The organism is Variovorax sp. CCNWLW235 (assembly GCF_037204085.1).
GTDB lineage: Bacteria > Pseudomonadota > Gammaproteobacteria > Burkholderiales > Burkholderiaceae_C > Variovorax.
Genome location: NZ_JBBCBW010000005.1, coordinates 34,224 through 56,056, shown reverse-complemented (window position 1 = coordinate 56,056; position 21,833 = coordinate 34,224). Strand labels below are relative to the sequence as shown.

Sequence of the window (21,833 nt, the reverse complement as noted above, 5' to 3'; positions counted from 1 at the left end):
CGCCCTCATGCCTGCTGCAGCCACAGCCGCTGCAGCAGCGCCATCTCGGGCGCGCCGCCGTGCCATGTGTTGCCGCTGTCGATGTTGCTCACCCACACTTCGGCAGGCGCAAAAAGCGCGCCGTCGATCTTGTAGAAGTCGTACTCGACCTCCTTGAAGATGTGGGCGAACGAGCGGCCGTGATCGCGCGAATTGCGGGATGGCAACGCGCGGGCCAGTTCGCGTGCGGCCTCATCGTCGCCCCGAACCGTGAGATGCACGCGGCCACCGTAAAGAATGGAATCGTTGGTGCGCCCCATTGCCTCGACGCCATCAGCGCTGGGCGAAGGCAGCGGCGCGGTGCCTGCGCCATCGACGATATTGGCGAGCGCAAAACCAAGCTCGTGCGACTTGTGCAGCGCCACCTCGAGCACGCGCGCCACCACCTGCGTGGTGCCCGCAAGGCTTGTGGTGGGCGTGAGGATCAGCGTGAGCGCGTCGGCCGCCAGGTTGCAATCGCGCAGCAGCTTGTCGATCACGATCTTCGGCGGAGCGCGATCGACTTCCAGCACCAGCACGCCGCACTCTGCGTTGTCGCGGTAGTCCAGTTCGGTAAAGAGTTTTTCCTTGACCGCCAGTGCGCGCGCCGGGCCGGAGCCGAGCGAGAAGAACTTCTTGCCGCCGGTTTCCTCCTTGGTTGCTGAAAGGCTCCAGCCGGCGTACTGGCTGCCTAGGCACGCCAGCACGGGCTGCGAGCTGCGCACGTCGAGCCATGTGGGCCAGCCCTCGGCATCGCTGCCGCTGCGCAAGTGCACATGGCCGAGGCCGCCCATGCAGATCTCGCCGACGCGCAGGCCGGCCTCGATGCTGCCCGGCGCCTCGATGCCGGCATCGACGATGTGCACGCCGCTCTCGTCGCGGCGCACTTGCAGCCCGAGCGCATCGGCATCGTGCAGCAGGCGTTCGACCAGAGGCCGCGCCATGCGGTTGACGCTCAGGCCCGCGGCGAAGGCCGGCGGTGGGGTGTTGCTCATGCCGATGTCTCCAGTGATTGCAACAGCCGCTGGCGGCTTTCGCCGAGGCGGGCGCGCACCTCGTCCGCGCTGGTACCGCTCGCGGTGAGGGTGCAGAGGGGGTCGTCGATATCGAAGCGCTGGCCGGCGCACGGAATATCGCGGATGCCTGGCCATTGCGCGATTTGCCGGGCCGCGGCGGTTTCGAGCTGCATGGGGCGCCGTGCGAAGACTATTTCGAAGCCTTCCATGTCTTGCGCATGCGCAGGCATCGCGGGCAACTCACCGTGCAGGCAAGCGCGCAGGTGCGCCTGCATGAGGCCCGGCGCGCCTGCCGGCCAACGGTAAAGGCTCATGCTCGCGGGTGGCCTGGGGTTGACTTCAAGCACGCCGATGGCATCGCCGTCGCGCATGAAGTCGAGGCTGCACAGGCCGCGCAGTTCGAACTCCGCAGTCAACGCGCGAGCGATCTCGGTCACGCGCATCGCAATGTTCTCCGGCACGGGCACCGGCCCGACCGCGCCGCAGAACACGAAAGGCCGCGCGCCAAAACGCCGCACGGTCATTTCATTGAAGCCGAGCACGTGAACCTCGCGCCCGTTGCCGATGAAGGTGGCGGACATCGGCCGGCCCGGCATCTCTCGCTGGAAGTAGTGGTGCGACGACAGCGGTTCTTCCACCGACCAAGGCGCATGGCGAACATGCCATCCGCCGCAGCCGCGCGCGTCTTTCATCAACCATCCGGCAGGGTCCTCCGGAGGTTCGAGCAGCACCTGCGGGTACGGCATCACGCGTGCGCGAAGAAATCCGAAGAAGCTCGCCGGGTCGCGCAGGCGGCGCACGGCATCGGGCGCGGTGCCGATCAAGGGCAGCACAGCTGCACCCTGCTCGAGCAAGCCGGGCTCACCCTCGAAGCCGCTGCCTGCAATCCAACCCACTACCGGGTCGCCGCCCTCGCCTTCTTCGGCCAATTGGCGCAATGCGGCCAGCGTGCATGCCGCTTCGATCTGCAAACTGCCAGGCGTGCCGATCGGCAACCAGCGCGATGCGGCGCGGCGCGTGTCGGCGTCGCCGAAGAGGTCGAGCGCAACGACGTTGAAGCCGTCGTTCGCCGCCGCCTCGGCCATGGCGCGCGCGGAGATGGCTGCAACGGCAATGGTCTGCATTTCGCGAGGGGGAGCGCTTGTTAAGACGCCTTCGTCGCGGCTTGCTCGACCAGGAACGCGCGCGCCACCGCAAAGGCTTCGGCAAAGCTCAGCACCTGCGCCTTCTCGGCCTCGCACATCTGCACCAGCAACCGGTGTTGCGTCTGGTACTTGACGTTGCCCACGGCCAGCGCGCCGATGCCCACGGCCTGCGTGCCGGCAAGCGGCTTCGCGTCGTCCATCACACCGACACCGGCAATGCCTTCGGGCGGCACGGCATTCACGTCGGCGGCAACCTTGAGCCGCGTCGCGGCACCCAGCGCTTCGCTCGAGACCACCTGCACGCCCGCGGCGGCGCAGGCCAGCAGCACGTCGGCATCTGCGATGGAGCGCCGCACGGCATCGGGGTCGCCGCCCGAAAGGCCGTGCAGCTTGACGCCGAAGCGCTGACCGGTTTCGTCCGCCGCGTCTTGCGCCGCATCGATGCCGTTGCGGCTGGAGAGGTATACGTCGGCACCGGCCTGTGCCGCGATCACGCCGGCCACACGCCCCACCGGACCGGTGCCGCCAAGGATCACCACGCGCTGGCCTTCAAGGCCCTGGGCATGGTGGCGCTTCAGGGCGGCCTCCACGCAGGCCACCATGGCCGCGGCGGTGGTGTAGGCGCCGCTCGGGTCGGCCATGAGCGAGACAACAAAGGGCTTGACCATCGAGGTTCTTGCGCGCTCGAGCATGTCGGCCGCCAGCTGCGCGTCGCGCCCGCCAATGAAGATGCCCGTGCGCGCAACGCCCTTGGGCCCGCGCGAAAAGATGGTGTCTTGCGTCAGGCCCGTGATTCGGTCGAGGGCCACATCGCAGTAAGGCACGATGATCTGGTAGCCCGCGTCCGCCGCCATGTTGATGTCGAAGGGACTCATCTGGGGGCCGGGGGTGAACATGTGAAGAATGCGGGGACGTTCCATGAGAGCCTGCGTGGTGTGGAAGAAGTGGCGTCGGGTTGGGACGACAGCGGTGAATTCAACGAGCGTGCGGCTGCGGCGCGATGCGGTCGTGCACCAGTGCGCCGCTGTTGCGGCCCGAGACAATGTGCAGTTCCAGCTGCGGTGCGGCGCGTTCGGATGCGCGCGCGGCATCCACAAGCAGCTGCGCATGCGCTTCCGTGGGCACGATGGCAAAGCCGGTCGGCCCCCAGGAGCTCTGGCCGATGGCGGCGCCGCCTGAGCGGCTGGCATCCGCGAACCATTGCATCAGCCGCGCGACCGCCGGGCTGGTGAAGATGCCGCCCTGCGCCGGCGCGAAGTGCTCGCCGAGCAGCTGCTGCATGCGGTTGATGCCGGCGGCAAACGGTGCGAACTCCGCGCCGGCGGCGGCGGGCAGAACGCGCATCAGAACCTGGTGGCAAATTTCGGCAGCGGCCGTCTGCGGCAACGGCGGCAAGGCTGCGATGGCTTTTTTTTCTTCTCCGCCCGAAAGGCCGCGGTGCGCGGGATCCTGGACGACGACGATGCGCCACGCCGGCGGAAACGCAATGCGCGACAAGAGCGGCGCGGGCAGGCCATCGGGACCGGGGCCACCATCGAGCAGCAGGCCGCCGGTATCGAAGCCCGCGATTCCAATGCCCGAGCGCAGCCCGCGGCCGAGCCAGTGCGCCAGTGTGGCGGTGCCCAGATCGAGACCATGCCACTCGGCAAAGGCCCGCCCGATGGCCGATGCCAGCTGGGTGCCCGAGCCAAAGCCCGCATGCGCCGGCAGCACCCGGCGCAACCTCAGCGAAAGCGGCGCATGGCAGCCGCTGCGCTGCTTCAGCCGTTGGAGATGCGCTGCAGCCCGGTCGAGCTCCGCCTCCGCGGCCGGCGTGTCGGCTGCCAGGCGGTCAGAGTCGGAGGCTGTCAGTTCGAGTTCGGTGGTGAACCCTTCGATGACCACCCCCAGGCTGCCGAACGAGCGCCCCAGCGTGCCGGACGGGTCGAGAAAACCCAGGTGCAAGCGCCCGGGAGCACTCACGTTCACTGTGCGAAGGCTCAGGTCGTGCCGCGGAGCAACGGCGAAGTCGGCGGAGGTCATGGGCGGATTCGGGCGGCGGGACGAAGTCATGGACTTGCTTGTCATAGCAAGGGCCGTTCCGTCCATGCGCCCACAGGGCGGCGCCGCGGCTTTGCGCACGCGCAAGGCGGGCGATGTCCCAGGAGCGTGACAATGTGTCACGCCCTTCCGCCAGCAGGAAGATGGCCGCCGAAGTGCGGCGCCGCGCTACCGCGATTCCGCCAGGAAGGTCGAAATCACCAGCGCTGCGGCACGCTCGAACTCGAGCACTTCGATCACGCTGTAGTGCCGCCCTCGCCGATGGCCGTCGACGCTGGGCAAGCCCCGGACTTCAAGCAGGACCTCCGCAGCCAGGTCGCGGTCGCTGCGGGGTTGGCCGTTGGAAATGAGCCAGTCGTCGATGTTGTTGCTCGGCACGCGCCTGAAGGCAGCAATCACCGGAACATATGTGCACTCGCTTCCAATAAGAATCGGCAGATCCATCGGACGGCTGAATCTTTCTTCAGCTTTCAGCATATCTGCGGCTTCTTTCATTGCGTTTTGAGCCGCTTGGCTCGTTTGTTGTTGGAGCACCATGGCAGCCTGGCTCAACCAATAGCCTTGCCCATGCCGCTTTCCAGGCTGGCCATCCGGCTCAAGAAGCGTTGGCTCTGATCGTCGGAGCGTTCGGGCATGTCGCTCAGCTGATAGCCCTGGCCCCAGATCGCCTGCAGCTTGAAATGCAGGCCCAGCTTGCGTCGCAGGCCCGAGACGCTGACATCCAGCGATCGGGAAACGGAGCCGCTCTCTTCTTCTTTTCTTCCCCAGACATTCACAAAGAGCCATTCGCGCGTTAAAAGCCGGTTGACGTTGCGAAAGAAGGCCACCGCCAGATCGAACTCGCGGGGGCGCAGCTTGATGGCAGCACCGGCAAGTTCTGCCTTGTCCTCGTCCAGCACAAAGCGATAGCCCTGCCATTCGAGCACCCGCTCCGCAATGGGCACTCCGCGGCGCAGCAAATCGGTTTCGAGCAAACGGTAGGTGTCTTCGAACGAAGACGGCGCATGCACCACGGTCGAAAGGGCATCCGCATGAAGAACCGACATGACGCGGAACTGGCTCTTGCACGCACTGAGAATCAAGGGGACCTGGTGGCCCAGGATTTCGCGCACCCGGGCGATGAGCGGCTGAAACAAAGCGGGGTCCCTGGGGCAGGCGAGCAGGAAAACACCAAAGTTTTCGACTCCGGCGCCATGCTCCTGCAGTTCATCCAGGGTGACAAAGGTCACTGGCACATGGCCCAACCTGCAGATGGCACGGCGCGCCAGCTCTCGGGATCGAAGTGTCGGATCTAGTACGGCAATTTGCAAAATGGGTTCTCGCGGTCAATCGCTTCCTGCACAGGAAGCAGTTGGGTCGGAGTGCATCGCGATCCAGAGGACTGTTCGCATGCGTTAACGAATTCCGACATGACCGCAGAATCTAAAGAAACCAATAGTTTGAGTCCCCTTAAATTGCGCACCATATGTCCGCAAGATTACGCACGCTTCGATGAGCCCCCAAAAAACGCAAACTAAGTCCGCAAAAAGGCGGTTAGGAAACGACAAAGCTGTTCGTTTGCGCCGCAACGTCGGTGCAATCACCCAGAGCGGGATTTCCCCATGAAACGGCGCGGCACAATCGGCCGCGTGCCCCTCCTCACACAGAGCCTGCCCGCCGGCCTCCCGACCCTGGCGCTCCTTGCCTCCCTCGCCTTGGCCCCCGCCGCTGCGGCGCACGCGGCCGAGCGGCCGCTGCTTCTCGTCACTTCTCCGGCCGCCTTGCAACTGGCCGAAAAATCGGGAGCAGGCTTTGGCCGCTGGTTCGCAGAGGCGTCCTCATCACCCGACGGTATCGCCACCAATCAGTTGCTGATGCGCTCGCCGGCCTGGCAATCCGTCGCCCTTCCGCTGAGCGAAAGCCTTGCCCGCATCCAGCGCAGCGACAGGCAGGCCGGTGTCGGCATCTCCCGCTATCCGCACCGGCTGTTCGACGCGCGCTGGCTCGCAAGCCCCGATGCGTTTTTCGAGCTCGTGGGCGTAGCCAACCGCATGGACCGCCGGCCATTCCAGAACGGCGCCTGCGGCGAAACACGGCTGGTGTACCGGCTGGCCTACCGCACACCGGCAATGCAGTCCCGCCTGCCGATGACCGTCAACATCGAACTGCGTGGCGATGCGCCCGATGCAAACGGCAGCTGCGCCGCCACTGCGCGGCGCTGGCAACCGCCAGAGCCATCGATGACGGACGAAGCGCTGGGCCGTTGGCTGGTATCGCCCGACGGCCCGCTGGCGCCGCAGCGCCTGGCACCGGCGCGCATTGCGCAGATCACCACCAATTTGCAGAGCGTGCGCTGGCCCTCCGCGGTGCGGCCCGACCTGGGTGGCCACGCGGAATACATGCTGCGCGCCTTCCGCTGGAACGCAGCCGCGCGGCGCTTCAACGTAGCGCCGCTGGAGAACACGCCCGACGTCGCACGGCTCAAGGCCAACGCTCCGCTGCGCAACGAGCTTCGGCAGTGGCTGCAGCAGCCCGCGAACATGCGCGCTCTGGACGAGGCCACGCTGCAACTGCCCGAGAAGTTTCTGGCAACCGAAGCGGTCTCGGTCGCACCGCGCGGTCTGGAGCGGCTGGCAAACCGCCCGTTTGCCCAGGTCTTTTCAGCAAGCGAGTGGCAGGCCGTGCCCGGCAGCCGCACGCTCCAATCGCCGCAGGCGGTGCTGCGCCGGCTCGACGACCTGAGCTGCGCGGGCTGCCACCAGAGCCGCGCGGTTGCGGGCTTTCATTTGCTGGGCGTCGACCGGCGCGGCGCATCGCGCACCTTCACCACGGGCAATGCGCTCGCGCTGCCGCAATCGCCGCACCTGCAGGACGAACTTTCGCGGCGGGGCCGCTATGTGCATGCCGCGCTTTCGACACCGCAGCCCGACCCGTTCCGTCCGCTGGCCGAGCTGCACGACGGCAATGGCGTGGCGGAAAAGGCCACTGTCGGCGCAAGCTGCGAGCCCACCCGCATCACGCAGTCTGCCAACCCCAGGCTCGATCGCGCAGAGAAACTGCCGCGCATCGCCTGCGAAGGCGCCCTTTCCGTCTGCGAGAAAACCTCGGTCGGTTTTCCGGGTGGCATGTGCTCCGGTCCGTGCGACCCGCTTGACAAGAACGGCACCTGCGGCGGCATCGCCATCCTCAGCGACTTCAACCAGTGCCTGGCTGCGAACAAACCATTTGGGGAATGCCTGAGCAAGCACACGCGGCCCGGAAACCTGCGCAGCTGCTCGGCGCAGCAACCCTGCCGCGACGACTTCATTTGCGCGCAGGCAGAAGGCCAGCCCGAAGGCCGGGGCGCGTGCATACCGCCCTACTTCCTCTTTCAGATGCGCGTGGACGGCCACTCCTGAAGACGGAGGTCTGCAGACCGGGCGACCACCGCGCGCATCTCGTGCATCAAGGCCGCTCAGCGCTCCTCGAACCAGCGGTCTTTTCCCAGCATGACGCGGTGATGCCCGTGCCCCGCCGGCATCATCGGAAAGCAGTTCTCCTGCGGCGCGACCTGCACGTCGAGAAAGAACGGACCGTCGCTCTGAAGGCATTCAGCCAGGGCTGCCTGGAGCTCGGCGGGGTCCGACACCCGCCGTGCGCCCCAGCCGAAGGCCTTGGCCAGAGCCACGAAGTCGGGCAGCGCCTCGTTCCAGCTGTGGCTCAGCCGGTTGCCATGGTTGAGCTCCTGCCACTGGCGCACCATGCCCATGTAGCCGTTGTTGCAAAGAACCAGCTTTACCGGCGTGCGGTGCTGCACGGCCGTTGAAAGCTCCTGGATGTTCATGAGCACCGACGCATCGCCGCTCACGCAAACGACCAATGCCTCCGGGTGCGCCACCTGCGCGCCGATGGCCGCCGGCAGTCCGTAGCCCATGGTGCCGGCACCGCCCGAAGTCAGCCAGCGCCGCGGCTGCTCGAAGCGCAGATATTGCGCAGCCCACATCTGGTGCTGGCCCACGTCGGTCGACACGATGGCATCGCGCCCGCCAATGGCTTGCTGCAGCGACGCCATCAGCTGCTGCGGCAAGATTGCATCGCCGCGCGGCTCGAAGCCAAGGCAATCTTCCGCACGCCAGCGCTCGATGCGTTGCCACCACGGCGCGAGCCGCTCAGGCGCAAAGCTCTCGGCCGGCAGCAGCGCGAGCAAGGCATCGACGATGGCGCCGCAATCGCCCACCATCGGCACGTCGACCTTCACCACCTTGTTGATGCTGCCCGGGTCGATGTCGATATGGATCTTGCGCGCATGCGGGCAGAACTCGTCGAGCTTGCCGGTGACGCGGTCGTCGAAGCGCGCACCTACGCACACCACCAGGTCGGCCTCATGCATTGCAAGATTGGCCTCCAGCGTGCCGTGCATGCCCAGCATGCCGATGAACTTGCGGTCCGATGCAGGAAAGGCGCCGAGCCCCATGAGCGTGAGCGTGCAAGGTGCGTGCAGCCGGTGCACCAGCTGTGCAAAGGCCTCGCACGCGGCAGGGCCCGAGTTGATCAGCCCGCCGCCGCCATAGAGCACCGGCCGACGCGCAGTTGAAATCAGGTCGGCCGCGCGCTGCAGCATGGCGCGCGGCGGCAGCGCCGCCCTCCCCGTGCGCAATGCGCGCATCGGCGCGGGTGCGGCGCCATGGCCCAGCCGCGCAAGCTGAACGTCCTTGGGTACGTCGAGCAGCACCGGCCCCGGCCGCCCCGATGCAGCGATTTCTAGTGCGCGCCGCACCAGCGCCGGCACAGCGTCAGGCTCGCGCACCTGCTGGTTCCACTTGGTCACCGGGCGGGACATGCCGAGCGCATCGCTCTCCTGGAAAGCCTGCGTGCCGATCACCCCGGTTGCCACCTGGCCGCTGATGCACAGCAGCGGAACCGAATCGCTGATGGCGTCGAGCAGGCCGCTGATGGTGTTGCCCACGCCAGGCCCCGAAGTGACGAGCACCACGCCCACCCGCCCCGTGGTGCGCGCATAGCCTTCAGCCGCATGCACCGCCGCCTGCTCGTGCCGCACCAGTACATGGCGCAGCCGCGGCTCGCCATGAAGGGCGTCGTAAAGCGGCAGCGCGGCGCCGCCGGGATAGCCGAAAAGCGTGTCTACGCCGCACTCCACCAAGGTGTCGAGCAGCGCCTCGGCCCCGTTGCGCAAGCGGAGCACAGGCACCGGCTGCACGGGTGGAGAAGAAGCGGGAGGAAGATCGAGCAGTCGCATGCCGTCGATTCTTCCGGCTTTGATGCAGAATTTGCATCTTTCTTTTGGCTCATTTGACTCAATTCATGAAAATCAATCGTCAAACAGGCAATAACGAAGAAGGATCTTTCGACAAGACCGATCTGGCGATCCTGCGCGTGCTGCTGCTCGACTCCCGCAAGACACTGCAAGAAATCGGCAACGAGGTCGGCCTGTCGCCCACCAGTTGCTGGACGCGCATCAAGAAGCTCGAGGCCACGGGCGTGATCAAGCGCTACACCATCGACGTCGATCCGGCCAAGCTCGGCTATCACGACTCGGTCATCGTGCAGGTCACGCTCGAGAGCCACACCGACGAAACCCTGTACGACTTCGGCCGCACGCTCGCCACGATTCCCGAGATCCAGGAGGCTTACCTGGTGTCGGGCGACTACGACTACTACATCCGCATCGCGGTGCGCGACACGCGCGACTACGAGCGGCTGCTGCGCGAAAAGCTCTACAAGATTCCGGGCATACGCCACAGCAAGTCGCACTTCGTGCTGCGCGTGCTCAAGGAAGCCAGCGTGCCCGTGATCTGACGCAATCCGGTCAGCGCACAAGCCAGCCGTTGACCTCGTCGATGACTTCGGCCCTCGCACCGCCCGCGAGCGCCTGCAGGCGTATGCGCGACATCAGGTAGATGAAGCGGGCCTGCGCCAGGTCGCGCTGGGCGGAGACCTTCTGCTGCTCGGCATTCAACACGTCGGGCAAGGTGCGGCTGCCGGCATCGAACGAGCGGCTGTTCGAAATGACCACCTGCTCCGCCGAACGCACCGCCTGTTCGAGCGCCCTGACACGCAGCACGCCCTCCGTCACGCCGCGAAACTCCCGGTGCAGCCGCACACCCAGGTCGCGGCGCGTGGCTTCGAGCGCTTCTTGCGCGCGCTCCTGTCCGGCAAGCGCCTGCCTCACGGTCGAGCTCACGTAGCCGCCAGAATAAAGAGGAATGCTGAGCTGCAGGCCGATCGACCGGTTGGTGTAGCGCGTCTTGACGCTGGTGACCGTGTCGCTGTCGCTGCGGGACAGCTGCACGACGGCGTCCAGCGTCGGATAGTGGCCGGCCTGGGCCTTCTCCAGCTCGTACTTGGCCGCCTCCACCTGCGCTGCAAGCGATTGAAGCTCCGGGCTGTTGGCTTCGGCCCGCTCGACCCAGTCTTCCAGCCGATCGGGCACCGGGCGCGCAAGCTGCATCCGGGACGGGTCCAGCGGCGCGAGCCTGTCGATCGGCCGGTTGACCAGGCTCTGGAGTTGCCTGCGCGTGAAGTCCAGGCTCTGGCGCGCCTCGAGTTCCTGCGCCACGTTCAGGTCCAGCGCCGCACGCGCCTCGTCGACGTCGGTACGCATGCCAAAACCTGCGCCGAGCCGCTTCTGCGCAGCGTCGAACTGCGTGGTGTAGGCCGTCTTCTGCGCCAGCACCAATGCAAGATGCTCTTCGGCCAGCAGCGCCTCGAAATAGGCGCCGCTCACGCGCACGCCGACGTTCTGCGTTTCGCGCTCGAGAACGGCCTCGGCATCTTCCACCTGTGCTGCCGCCTGCCGGTAGTCGGCCATCTGGACCAGCCGGAAGATGGGCTGGCGCAAGCTCAGCACCTCGCTGCGGCTCGTGTAGCGCAGGTCGGACGTGACGGGTTGCCCGGACGAATCGGGTGAAGTTCGCTCCAGCGAATTTCTGTAGCGCGAGATGCTTGCCGACAAGTTGGGCAGCAGCAGCGCACGGGCCTGCGGCAAGCGCTCGCGCCGGGCGTCCGTGGCCGCCCGCACTCCGCGGATGGTCGAGTCCTGCTCCAGCGCTTCTGAGTAGGCCTGCGAAAGGTCGAACGACCACGCCTGGCCCGAGAGAAGGCCGTAGGCAGCCAACGCCAGCAGGTTTTTCTTCTTGCCCATCATTCTTCCGTCATCGAGGCCGCGATGCGCTTGGTGAGCGGATGCAAGAGATAGACGAGCAGCGAGCGCTCCCCGGTCTTGAAGACGACTTCGACCGGCATGCCCGGCTGCAGCGACCGCTTGCCGAGCTTCTTCAGGCCTTCCTGCGTTACCGCCACGCGCGCAAGGTAGTAGCTCGTGTTGGACTGCGGGTCGGTCAGCAGGTCGCCCGAGACCGAAACCAGCTTGCCCTGCACCACGAGCTGGGGCGAATGGGCAAAGCTCGAGAAGCGCACGTCCACCGGTATGCCGGCGCGAACGCGGTCGATCAAATGAGGCGGCACCCTGGTCTCGAGCAGCAAGGGCTCGTTGGCGGGCACCACGTCCATCAGCTTCTGCCCCGGCGCGACCACGCCACCCACGGTTTGCGCCACCAGCGCCACCACCTGGCCTGAAGCGGGCGAGCGAATCTCCGTTCGGCCCAGTTCATCGCGCAACGCGACGAACTTCTCGAAATCGCCGAGCACCTCGCGGCTGACCTCGGCCTGCTGGGTTTCCACTTCCTTGTGATATTCCTGCTGCCTTGCAATGGCGCGCTGGCGAAGCTCCGCAACCGAGCGCCGGGCCCGGCCCATGTTGCCGATGAGCTCGGCAACATGGGTGCTCGATTCCGCGGCCTGGCGCTCCATCTCCAGCTGGCGGTTGCGCGGAACATACCCTTCAGCCACCATCCTGCGGGTCTGGACCAGTTCCTCGTTGAGCAGCGAAAGCTGGGTCCGGCGGCTGCCCAGCATGCTCGCGTAGGCCTGGGACAGCTCCTGCTGCCCCTGGATGTTTTCTTCAATCGACTGCAGATCGGCGCGCAAGGCAGCGCGGCGCGACTTGAGCAACTGCTCCTGGTTGAACATCTGCTGCCGAATCAGTGGGTCCGCGGCGGCCGCCTGCAGGTCCGGATGAAACTCGATGGTGGTGTGGCCCGCCTGTTCGGCCAGCAAGCGACCCTGTATGGCGCGAAAGCCCAGGTAGCGCTGCCGCACGGTTTCGAAGCTCGCCCTGGCCGCGGCATCGTCGAGCTTGAACAGCAGCTGCCCTTCCTGCACCTGGTCGCCCTCGCCGACCCGCACCTCCTTGAGGATGCCGCCGATCTGGTGCTGCACGGCCTTGCGCTTGGTGTCGATGGCAACCTGCCCCTGGCTCGGCACGCCCTCATCGAGTGGCGCAAACGCGGCCCACAGCACAAAGCCGCCGAAGCCGGCGGCCAACGCCCATGCACCAATGCGCCCTGCCCGCCCGAGCCCGGTGCCGAGTCCGTCTGCGTCGTCCTGCAAGCGATCGGCATCGTCGGCGGGCGGGGGGTTGGATTTGACGTCCCTGAGAAGATTCGGTTTGGCCATTTGAAGCTCCTGGAGAGGGATCGATGACGGGTGCACCGGCTCAAGCGGGCTGCACCAGCGCCGCCGTTCGCACGGCAGGCTGCGGCCGGCGAAAAGATGCGAGCACGGCCTCGCGCGGTCCGTCGGCGGTCAGTTCGCCATTGGCCAGGACCATGAGGCGGTCGGCCACTGCAACCGCGCCCTGGCGGTGCGTGATCAGGAACACCGTTTTTCCCCTGGCCTTCAGCTGCCGTATGGCGCACAGCAGCGCCGCTTCCCCGGCGTCGTCAAGGTTGGCGTTCGGCTCGTCCAGCACGATGAGCGACGGGTTTCCGTAGATCGCACGGGCCAGCCCGATGCGCTGCCTCAGTCCGCCGGAAAGCAGGTGGCCCGCGTCTCCGATGAGGGTGTCATAGCCTTTGGGAAAGCGCAGGATCGTCTCGTGCATGCCGGCGCTGCTTGCCGCCTCGATGACCTTGCGCGAGTCGACCTCGCCGAGCCGCGCGATGTTCTCTGCAATCGAGCCCCCGAACAATTCGACGTCCTGCGGCAGGTAGCCGAGATGCGGCCCCAGCTCCAGGCGGTTCCAGCTGCGGATCGGGGCGCCATCGAGCAGCACCGCGCCTGCGGATGCGCTCCAGATTCCGACCATGAGCTTCGCCAGCGTGGACTTGCCCGACCCCGAAGGCCCGAGCACCGCGACCACGGTTCCCGCGGGCACGGCGAAGGAAATATTCTTGAGGATGAGCGCCTCGCGACCCGATGCGCCAGCCGAGACGCCTTGCAAGCTGATGGCGCCGGTGGGCGCCGCCCGTGAGGGAACATGCGCCTGCCCGGGAAAGTCGGCCAACAGCTTTTCGAGCCGCCGGAAAGCGTTGCGGGAGGTGGCAAAGCCGCGCCATGCGCCAACCAACTGGTCGATGGGCACAAGGGCACGACTCATCAGCACGCTGGCCGCCACCATTGCGCCCGGCGACAACTGGCCTTCGATGACCAGCAGCGCGCCCGCTCCCAATGCGAGCGACTGCTGGCTGTAGCGCATGAACTTGCTCCAGGCGGCAATGCGGCTGATGGCGCCCTGCGCCAAGGCGCCCTTGTGCATGCAGGCCGCTTGCTGGCGATTCCAGCGCTCTTGCAGGTTGGCGACCATGCCCATGGATTCGAGCACCTCGACATTGCGCAGCTTGCCCTGCACGTCGCTCATCGTCTCGCCCGCGGCCTTGAGCACTTCTTCCGACGGCGCGGCGGTGCGCCTCTGCCCGAACCACGCCAACGCAGCCTGTACCAGCGCGAAGGCCAGTGCCAGCGCGCCAAGCCATGGATGAAGAAAGAAGATCACCGCGATGTAGATCGGCGTCCAGGGCGCATCGAAAAGCGCAAACACGCCGGGGCCGGTAAAAAATTGGCGGATGTGGTTGAGGTCCGCAAAGGGCCGGAACCTCAGGGCTCCCGACTGGCCCAGGCACGCCCGGAAGCTGCCGTGGAACACGCGGGTGCTCAGCTGCCGGTCGAAGCGCAGGCTGGCCCGCACCAGCAGGCGCGAGCGCAGCCACTCCGACAAGGCCAGCGCCACGAAGAGGAGCAGCGTGACCAGGGAAACCGCCAGCAGCGTCAGTTCGCTCTGACTGGCCAGCACGCGGTCGAATATCTGCAGCATGTAGAGGGTGGGCGCAAGCATGAGCAGGTTGGCCAGGAAGCTCAACGATCCGACCCAGAGAAATTCCCTTCGCAATCCCCAAAGTGCGTGCGCCAGTTCGCTGCGCTCGAAGAACGAGGATTTCTTCATGGCAGTGGACTCGCTTCTGCCATGGCCTCTGCCGTGGCTCCTGCCATTGCGACTGCGGCGTTGTCGCCACTGCGGCGCCTCGCCCTGGGCTGGTTTGCAGCCTTGCGCATCCGGTCTGCCGCCTGCTCACCGGCTTGCTGCAGCGCAGCCAGCACTTCGTTCCGTGCGCCGAACGCCTGCATCGCACCGTCGCACAGCACCAGCATCTTGTCGGCCACTGCGAGCACGCTGGTGCGATGCGTCATGACGACGAACGTTGTGCCGCGTGCCTTGAGGTTCAGGATGGCAGCTGCCAGCGCAGCGTCGCCGGCGTCATCGAGGCTTGAATTCGGCTCGTCGAGCACCACCAGCGCGGGCTCGCCGTAGAGCGCGCGCGCAAGCGCAACCCGCTGCCGCTGCCCGCCCGAAAGCACCGCGCCTTCGGGCCCGATAGGGGTGTCGTAGCCCAGCGGAAGACCGCTGATAAAGGCGTGCAGGTCGACCGCCAATGCAGCCGCCTTGACCTTCGAAGGACGCACCTCGCCAAAGCGCGCGATGTTCTCGGCCAGGGTGCCGTCGAGCAGCTCGACCTCCTGGGGCAGGTAGCCGATGTGCGGGCCGAGCTCGGTCTTGTCCCACGAGAACACATCCGCGCCGTCCAGCCGCACCTTGCCCGCGGCCGCCGGCCAAAGGCCGACGATCAGCCGGGCCAGGGTGGTCTTGCCGGCGGCGGAGGGCCCCACGACCGCAAGCACCTCGCCGGGCTGCAAGCCGAAGGCCACGTTCTTCAAAATGGCTGGCCCATTGCCCGGTGCGCCTGCAACAAGGCTCTCGACCTGAAGCGCGCCCTTGGGCGGCGGCAGCGGCATGGCCTCCGGCCGCGGGGCAACGGCACCCAGCAGGCTGCCCAGGCGCTGCCATGCATCGCCCGCATTGACCACCATGCGCCACTGCACCACGATCTGCACCAGCGGTACCAAGGCACGGCCACCCAGGATCGAGCCGACCAGCATCATTCCGGCGCCGCCGTCGAGCTGGTTCTTCAGCAGCAGCCACGCCCCCAACCCGAGCAACAGCGACCCCATGGCAACCTGCAGGAACTTGCTGACGGCCTGCCAGGCGCCGGCACTGTCCGACGCCGTGGCTTCGCGCAGCAGGAAGTCGCGCCGCTTGTCCATCCACCGGCGGTGAACGTGCTGCAGCATGCCCATCGACTCGACCACCTGCGAATTTTTCGACGCAGCGTCGGCATATTGCTGTGCTTCCATCGCGCATCGGTTGGCCGCCACCAGCGGCGGCCGCGTGTTGCGGTCGTTGATCCAGCCGACCAGCACCTGCAGCAGCGACCCCACCACGGCCGACCAACCCAGCACGGGGCTGATGGCGAACATCAGCCCCATGAACACCAATGCAACCGGCGCTTCCATGAGCGCCAGCAAGGGCGGCGAATACATGAACTCGCGCAACGTGCGCAGGTCGTTGAGCGGCTGCACGGTTCCGATCGGCAAGCGCTTGAGACCGGCTTCGAAGACGGCGGCGAACACGCGGCTGCGCATCTTCTCGTCCAGCTTCTGCCCGGCCCGGTACATCACTTCCGTGCGTGCCCAGTCGAGCACTTCCATCAGGCAGTAGGCGGCCAGCACCAGCAGTGTGAGCATGGCCAGCGTGAGCGCACTGCGGCTGTTTACCACCCGCCCATACACCTCGAGCATGTATCCGCTGGGCGCCAGCAGCAAAAGGCCCGAACACACGCTGAACCATGCCGCCCGCACAAAGTAGGCCCGAAGCGACGCCATCGCCTGCCGCAATTCGCCGGACTTTTCCTGAGGCTTCATGGCACCTCGCAGGTTGAACATCGACACGCCTGGGCACAGGCCGAATGGCAAGGAACGGCATTGCTGCCGCCCCTTGCCGAGCGCTCGTTACGCAATAGCCTCGTTTTGCAGGCCGGTCGTGCCGATCAGGTTGGCCACGCCGTCGATCTCCAGGTGCACATCGAAGTCGAACTCCGCGTAGTCGGCATCCCCGTCGATCAACCGGCCTCCAAAGTTCAGGTCCACGTCCGAGTTGATGGTGGTCGATGTGATCACGTCGATCTTTATGATCTTGAACACATCGTTATCCGCCGTATCGGCATAGTTCGAGCCGGCGGCCGTGAGGTTGACCGTGCCGTGAGTGCTCAGGCTGGTGCCTGTGCCGGTCACGTCTTCGGTGCTGCTCAGCACCTGCAGGCCCGAGATGTGGAAGTTGGCGCTGTCGTAGTCGTCCGCGCCGATGCTCACGATCTTCATGCCGCCTCCGGCGGACTGGTAGTCCGCTGCGGAATTGGCGACCAGGAGCGTGGTCGTCGTGATGCTGCTGTCCAGCCTGTTGACCAGCTTCAGCAGCACCGCCACGTCTTCGCCGTCGGTGATCTGGTCGATCGTGATGTTGATCGCGTCGGCGTAGGCGCTGTCGGTGCCCACCACCGCTGCGTCGGGCCGAGGCGGCGGGCTCGTCACGGTGGGGTTGTTCACCGGGTTCGACAAGAAATAGTCGAAGTTGAGCAGCTCGCCGCTTTGCACGGTGTCGGAGTTCACGCCCAGCGTGTTGGTCGCGACGTTGACGAAGCCGGCGCCGACGCTGTTGAAGGTGTCGCCCGCCGCAAACACATGATCGCCGCCAGACACCAGGTCGCTCGAATCGCTCGGCGGCGTGGCGGCCCTCGCGGACAGCACGCCGAAGAAGTTGCTGCTGTATTGCTGGACCACGATCTCCGGCGAGTTGTTGCCTTCGGTGTCGTAGTTGAAGGAGGCCAACGGCGCGCTTGTCGAAAAGGTGGTTTGCCCTCCGAAGACCTGGTTGAGGTCGAAGGTGTAGGTGCCGTCGGTCTTGTTGAAGACGACCGTGCCTGTTGCCGCCTGCGTTGTGGTCGAGGTGGGCCCCGGGTAGTAGTTGAAGCTGAAGTTGTAGGTCACCGTGGTGGCGTCTTCGGCAAAGTGCGCAACGGCCGCATCGGTAATGGGCCTGCCGCCGGCGGTGGTCCCCGAGAGGCTGTTCAGCACGATGCCGTCGGTCGATGCGTTGTCCACGTCGTCCGCGCCCACCGAGAAGTTGTAGGTTCCGGCAATCGGCTGCGCGTCGTTGGCTCCGACGAGGTCGGAGATCGAGGTCACTGTCGGGCCGTGGTCGTCGAACTTGATGTTGGCGCCGATATTGAGCACCTCGGTATCGGTCGCCGTGTCGCCATCGCCGTCGGTGAGCGTTACGGTGTTGGTGAGGGTGATCAGCGTATCGACCATGGTGGCTTGCTGGGCCGCGTAGTTGGACGACACGCCGGGCAGCGCATGGTCGATTTCCGCAAACTGCCGCAGCGTTACCGAGCCGGCTGCACTCACGACGAGGTCGAAGATGGTGTTGTCCGCGGTGATGGCGCCCGCGCTGGCGGCTGTGGAACCGACGACACTCCCGCTCACCAGGTACAGCTTGATGGCGGCACCGTCGCTCGAGAGCCCCGAAGCTCCGCCCGGCGTGGAAAGGCCGAGTGAAAAAACCGACGCGGTGGAGCCCGCTCCGTCTGCACCGTAGCCGCTCGAAGTCACGCCGAAGGCGGTCGAGAAGTCTTGCACTGCGGACTGGGTGTTTGCGCCAACGGTGTCGGCGTCCTGCGTGTTGAGCAGTGCGCTGTCTGTGGGCGTTGCCAGCACGACGGACGGGCCGTCGTCGTCGAACCTGATGTTGGCGCCGATGTTGAGCACCTTCGAATCGCTGGCCGTGTCGCCGTCCTGGTCGGTGAGCGTTACCGTGCCGGTCAGGGTGACGAGGTCGTCGGCCATCGAGGCCTCCTGGGCCGCGTAGTTCGATGAAGCCCCTGGCAGCGCGTGGTCGATTTCAGCGAACTGCTGCAGCGTCACCAAGCCGGCTGCACTCACGGTCAGGTCGAAAATCGTGTTGGTCGCGTCTACTCCGACTTCGGCGGCGGATGTCGAGCCCACGACCGTGCTGCCGATCAGGTACAGGTAGATCGTCGCGCCATCGCTCTTGAGCGCCGAGTCGCCGCCCTGCGTTTTTACGCCGAGCGCGAAGACCGAACCGGTGGAGCCCGCGCCGTCGGTGCCATGGCTGCTCGAAGTCGTGCCGAACGCGCCTGCAAAGTTTTCAGTGGCGGAGTCGGTGTTGGTTCCGATGGTGTCCGCGTCCTGCGTGTTGACATTGGTGGTGTCCGTGGGCGTGGCCATCACCAGCGACGGTCCGTCGTCCTCGAAGATCATCATCGAGCCGACTTCAGCCGTTGCGGCGGAAACCTGCAGCAACCGGAACCCGCCGATGTCGAAGTCCGCATGAGTGTTGCCCGACGCGTCGAGCGCGGCCCCGTTTTCTATCAGCACGCGGTTGTGGTCCGCCGATGTCGTGTACTCGATCGAGTAGCCGGCCTTGACGCCGGTGATCGACGCAACGCCGCCGGTAATGCTGATGACGATGGCCGAACTCAACGCGCCTTCGGCGCCGTTCGAGTAGGTTTCCAGAGCCACCCCGGTCACGGAGTCGAGCACGCGCACGCCCGTGATCGAGATCACCTGGTCGCCCGCGTAGCCGTCGACGAAGCTGTTGCCTGACTCGACCGCCGTGCTGTACGCGGTGACCTTGACCTGGGCCGTCTTGCCGCTTTGCAGCTGCACCACGTCGAAGTCGGCCGTCCTTGCCCCGAACATGCCGGTGAAGTCGATGTTCGACTCCAGGTCGGCCTCGTTCTGGTCGAGGTTCGGAATGGTCACGTCGGCCCTGGCGCCGGTCACGAACGTGAAGCGAATGCCGTCCTGTTCGGTGATCATCTGGCTGTTGGTACCGAACGTGGTCGGCCCGCCCGCCTTGCTGGTGTTGATCGTGTCGCCAGTCGAGATGTTGATGTCGTCGGCGGTGCTGCCCGAGTCGGCGCCGGACTGGTTTGCCGGGTTCTTGCCGGTCGCGATGATCGTCACGTCGGAAATCCGTCCGTCGACAACCGTCGGATTGGTCTTGGTGAACATCAGGAACAGGTTCTGGCCGGACGGCGCACCTGCGAGGTTGAACTCCGCATCCTGGCTGACGCTGACGAAGACCTTGCCGGTGAGGTCGACCGGATCGTCGGCATTGGTCCCGTCGGGGTTCGCCATGGCTTCGTACTGGACCATCCACATCTTGGCGCCCGTGACCGGGGTTCCCGTTTCCTCGAGGTAGGCCGCGAACACGACGACATTGGCAGCGGTCTTTCCGTAGACGACGTTGTTGTTGGTCGTGTCGGTAAACAGAAAGATGTCTTCGCCATCGGCGGTATTGAGCCCGCTGTCGAGGCCGTTGAGCGCAGCGCCGCTTGCGTCGGTGAACGAAAGATCGGTGACCGCGCCGGATGCCGCGAACGTGAATGCGTTGGTGCCGGCGTTGGTTCCGTCGTAGCCGCTCAACGCGGCGTTGATGGCGGTTCCCACGCTCTGGGCTGCCAGGCGACTGGTGAAGGCGGCCGGAAGCGAACTTGCCAGCAGGTCGTTGTCGTTGCTGTCGCCTGCAACGCCGGGCGTGGCGGCAAGGTTCTGCAAATTGACGGACTCGTCCAGAGTAACGGTCGAACCGGCCGTGATGTTTAGCGCGGGCATAAACGCTCCTTGGGTTAGGAAAAAACGGCCGACGCGAACGGCGCAACTCCGAACGAGGTGCGTTTGCTGGCTTTGATCCAGGTTCACATATCAGCAAAGGGGAGACGATGCTGAACCGCGGCCCCGCGCACTGTCCATAGGACAAAAGTTGTCACCCAAAGGATGACGAAGCCGCCATACATCTCGATACCTTGCGGTGGCGAGGAATCAATCTGGAAACCTTGTAACCCTTTATCATTAATTTAACGGTGCACCCAACAAGCACCCCGGGGGAAACATGGACCAAGTCCCACGCTCGTCTGCGGGGCTGGAACCTGCACAACCCGCAGATTCGCAGCCGACCGCGCAAGACTCTCGCCCGCTGTCGTTGTTTGCGGTGTCTGCGCTGCGCACGTCGGACTGCCCCGCCTGGCTGGAGATCCCCTGCTCTGCGCCGCACGATGCCTTGCCGCACCCGGCGTTCGACAGCGGCATTTCAGTGCTGATTGCAACCACCCCACAGCGCGAATCGACGCTGTTCGGGCCTGGCCTCCTGGCCTCAAGGCTCCGCGCCGGGCGCATGTATCGGGTCGAGCACGTGGAGCTGAAAAGCATCGCGGGCCTGGAAGCCTGCTGCCGGGAACGCGTGCCGCGCCTGCTTCTGGTGGACATCGAGCTGATCCCTGCAGAGGGACTCGGTCAGCTGGAGGATCTCCGCCGCCGCTTTCCGGGCACCGACTGGCTCCTTGGCTGGAATCAGCCCTCGACAAAAGGGTTGGATGCGGCATTCCGCATCCGGGCGCGCGGATGTGTCGAATGGGGAGCGAGTGCGGAGCAGCTCGCGGAATCGCTCGATGCCGTCCTGTCGGGCACGCTGGGCTTTCCGAACCAGGTGTTGCAGGCGCTCTATCTGTCGGTGCTGCGCCTCGCGGTGGCCGGCGGGCGACCGGCGTCGGCTGCGGCACCACCCGCGATACCGCTCACCGCGCGAGAGGACGAGGTGCTGTCGCTGATGCACCGGGACATGTCCAACAAGCAGATCGCCGAGCAACTCGGCATCAGCGTGAACACGGTAAAAAAGCACCTCGCCCACGTGTTTGCAAAGCAGGGGCAGCACAGCCGGCGCTGGCATCTTGCCCGGCCAGGGCAGTCAGAAATCCGCGCCTGCTGAAGAAAGCCGGCCCGCCTGTCATCTGAGCGGGCAATGCTCGCGCTGATGGGTACCATCGGCCGGGCCGCGGGGTTTCGAAATAATCCACAAACATCGTGTCGATCTTCCCCAGGCTCGTTCGTCGTGCCAGTAGAGGGCTGTCCTCTGCACATCAGGAGAACACATCCATGGCTACCAACACCATCCGTCTGCACCGCGTACTGCGCACCCCGCCGGATCGGCTCTACCGCGCCTTTACCGAGCCCGCTGCCTTCGAGCGCTGGCTGCCGCCGTTCGGATTCACCGGCAAGGTCCACAGCATGGAGCCGGTGGTCGGCGGCGCCTGGCGCATGTCGTTCACCAACTTTGGCACCGGCCACAGCCACTCGTTCGGCGGCAAATACCTGGAGCTGGTGCCCGGCCAGCGCATTGCCTACGATGCCGCCTTCGACGACCCCAACCTGCCGGGCACCATGAAGACCAGCGTCACGCTGACGCAGGTGTCTTGCGGCACCGAAATCTCCATCGTGCAGGAAGGCATTCCCGACGTGATTCCCGCCGAGATGTGCTACCTGGGCTGGCAAGAGTCGCTGGTTGCGCTGGCCCAGTTGGTCGAGCCCGATATTCCGGGTTGAGAAA

The 21,833-nt window shown here is 65.8% G+C and carries 16 protein-coding genes; 4 read left to right on the top strand and 12 right to left on the bottom strand.

Going from position 1 to position 21,833, the window contains the following annotated elements; genetic code table 11:
- Positions 1-5 precede the first annotated feature (5 nt).
- The 6 genes from mch to V9L21_RS07780 form a co-directional block, all read right to left on the bottom strand.
- Positions 6-1,013, bottom strand: a complete 1,008-nt coding sequence (gene mch, locus V9L21_RS07805) for a methenyltetrahydromethanopterin cyclohydrolase (RefSeq protein WP_337310657.1) — start codon at positions 1,011-1,013, stop codon at positions 6-8.
- Entirely contained in the window at positions 1,010-2,158 is a 1,149-nt protein-coding gene (locus V9L21_RS07800) for an ATP-grasp domain-containing protein (protein WP_337310655.1), read from the bottom strand. The genes mch and V9L21_RS07800 overlap by 4 nt, the downstream gene beginning before the upstream one ends.
- Positions 2,159-2,178: 20 nt before the next feature.
- Entirely contained in the window at positions 2,179-3,099 is a 921-nt protein-coding gene (locus V9L21_RS07795; protein WP_337310653.1) for an NAD(P)-dependent methylenetetrahydromethanopterin dehydrogenase, read from the bottom strand.
- Between the two features lie 55 nt (positions 3,100-3,154).
- A complete protein-coding gene (locus V9L21_RS07790) occupies positions 3,155-4,201 on the bottom strand; it encodes a beta-ribofuranosylaminobenzene 5'-phosphate synthase family protein (protein WP_337310651.1) in 1,047 nt (348 codons plus the stop codon).
- Positions 4,202-4,387: 186 nt separating this feature from the next.
- A complete protein-coding gene (locus V9L21_RS07785; protein ID WP_337310649.1) occupies positions 4,388-4,696 on the bottom strand; it encodes a hypothetical protein in 309 nt (102 codons plus the stop codon).
- A gap of 71 nt (positions 4,697-4,767) precedes the next feature.
- Positions 4,768-5,448: a helix-turn-helix domain-containing protein gene (locus V9L21_RS07780; protein ID WP_337310647.1), complete on the bottom strand. Its 681-nt coding sequence runs from the start codon at positions 5,446-5,448 to the stop codon at positions 4,768-4,770.
- 399 nt (positions 5,449-5,847) lie between these two features.
- Here V9L21_RS07780 and V9L21_RS07775 point away from each other — a divergent pair, with 399 nt between their 5' ends.
- The gene (locus V9L21_RS07775; RefSeq protein ID WP_337310645.1) at positions 5,848-7,596 is read left to right on the top strand and encodes a hypothetical protein; all 1,749 of its coding nucleotides are present in this window, start codon (positions 5,848-5,850) and stop codon (positions 7,594-7,596) included.
- Positions 7,597-7,652: 56 nt separating this feature from the next.
- On the opposite strand, the gene ilvB is transcribed toward V9L21_RS07775, so the two are convergent.
- The gene (gene ilvB / locus V9L21_RS07770; RefSeq protein WP_337310643.1) at positions 7,653-9,434 is read right to left on the bottom strand and encodes a biosynthetic-type acetolactate synthase large subunit; all 1,782 of its coding nucleotides are present in this window, start codon (positions 9,432-9,434) and stop codon (positions 7,653-7,655) included.
- Positions 9,435-9,499: 65 nt separating this feature from the next.
- Here ilvB and V9L21_RS07765 point away from each other — a divergent pair, with 65 nt between their 5' ends.
- The gene (locus tag V9L21_RS07765) at positions 9,500-9,994 is read left to right on the top strand and encodes an Lrp/AsnC family transcriptional regulator (protein WP_337310641.1); all 495 of its coding nucleotides are present in this window, start codon (positions 9,500-9,502) and stop codon (positions 9,992-9,994) included.
- A 10-nt stretch (positions 9,995-10,004) separates the two neighbouring features.
- On the opposite strand, the gene V9L21_RS07760 is transcribed toward V9L21_RS07765, so the two are convergent.
- From V9L21_RS07760 to V9L21_RS07740, 5 genes are all read right to left on the bottom strand, one after another.
- A complete protein-coding gene (locus tag V9L21_RS07760; protein ID WP_337310639.1) occupies positions 10,005-11,339 on the bottom strand; it encodes a TolC family outer membrane protein in 1,335 nt (444 codons plus the stop codon).
- Positions 11,339-12,712: an HlyD family type I secretion periplasmic adaptor subunit gene (locus V9L21_RS07755; RefSeq protein ID WP_337310637.1), complete on the bottom strand. Its 1,374-nt coding sequence runs from the start codon at positions 12,710-12,712 to the stop codon at positions 11,339-11,341. The genes V9L21_RS07760 and V9L21_RS07755 overlap by 1 nt, the downstream gene beginning before the upstream one ends.
- A gap of 40 nt (positions 12,713-12,752) precedes the next feature.
- A complete protein-coding gene (locus tag V9L21_RS07750) occupies positions 12,753-14,477 on the bottom strand; it encodes a type I secretion system permease/ATPase (protein ID WP_337310635.1) in 1,725 nt (574 codons plus the stop codon).
- Positions 14,474-16,291 carry a type I secretion system permease/ATPase gene (locus V9L21_RS07745; RefSeq protein ID WP_337310633.1) on the bottom strand — a complete coding sequence of 606 codons (1,818 nt, stop codon included), beginning with the start codon at positions 16,289-16,291 and terminating at the stop codon, positions 14,474-14,476. Before V9L21_RS07745 ends, V9L21_RS07750 begins: the two co-directional genes overlap by 4 nt.
- 87 nt (positions 16,292-16,378) lie before the next feature.
- Entirely contained in the window at positions 16,379-20,065 is a 3,687-nt protein-coding gene (locus tag V9L21_RS07740; protein WP_337310631.1) for a beta strand repeat-containing protein, read from the bottom strand.
- A gap of 277 nt (positions 20,066-20,342) precedes the next feature.
- Here V9L21_RS07740 and V9L21_RS07735 point away from each other — a divergent pair, with 277 nt between their 5' ends.
- Positions 20,343-21,215 (top strand): helix-turn-helix transcriptional regulator, encoded by an 873-nt coding sequence (locus V9L21_RS07735; protein WP_337310629.1) that lies wholly within the window; start codon positions 20,343-20,345, stop codon positions 21,213-21,215.
- Between the two features lie 167 nt (positions 21,216-21,382).
- Complete coding sequence (locus V9L21_RS07730; protein ID WP_337310627.1) at positions 21,383-21,829, top strand: SRPBCC family protein; 447 nt, start codon at positions 21,383-21,385, stop codon at positions 21,827-21,829.
- The last annotated feature ends 4 nt before the right edge of the window (positions 21,830-21,833 follow it).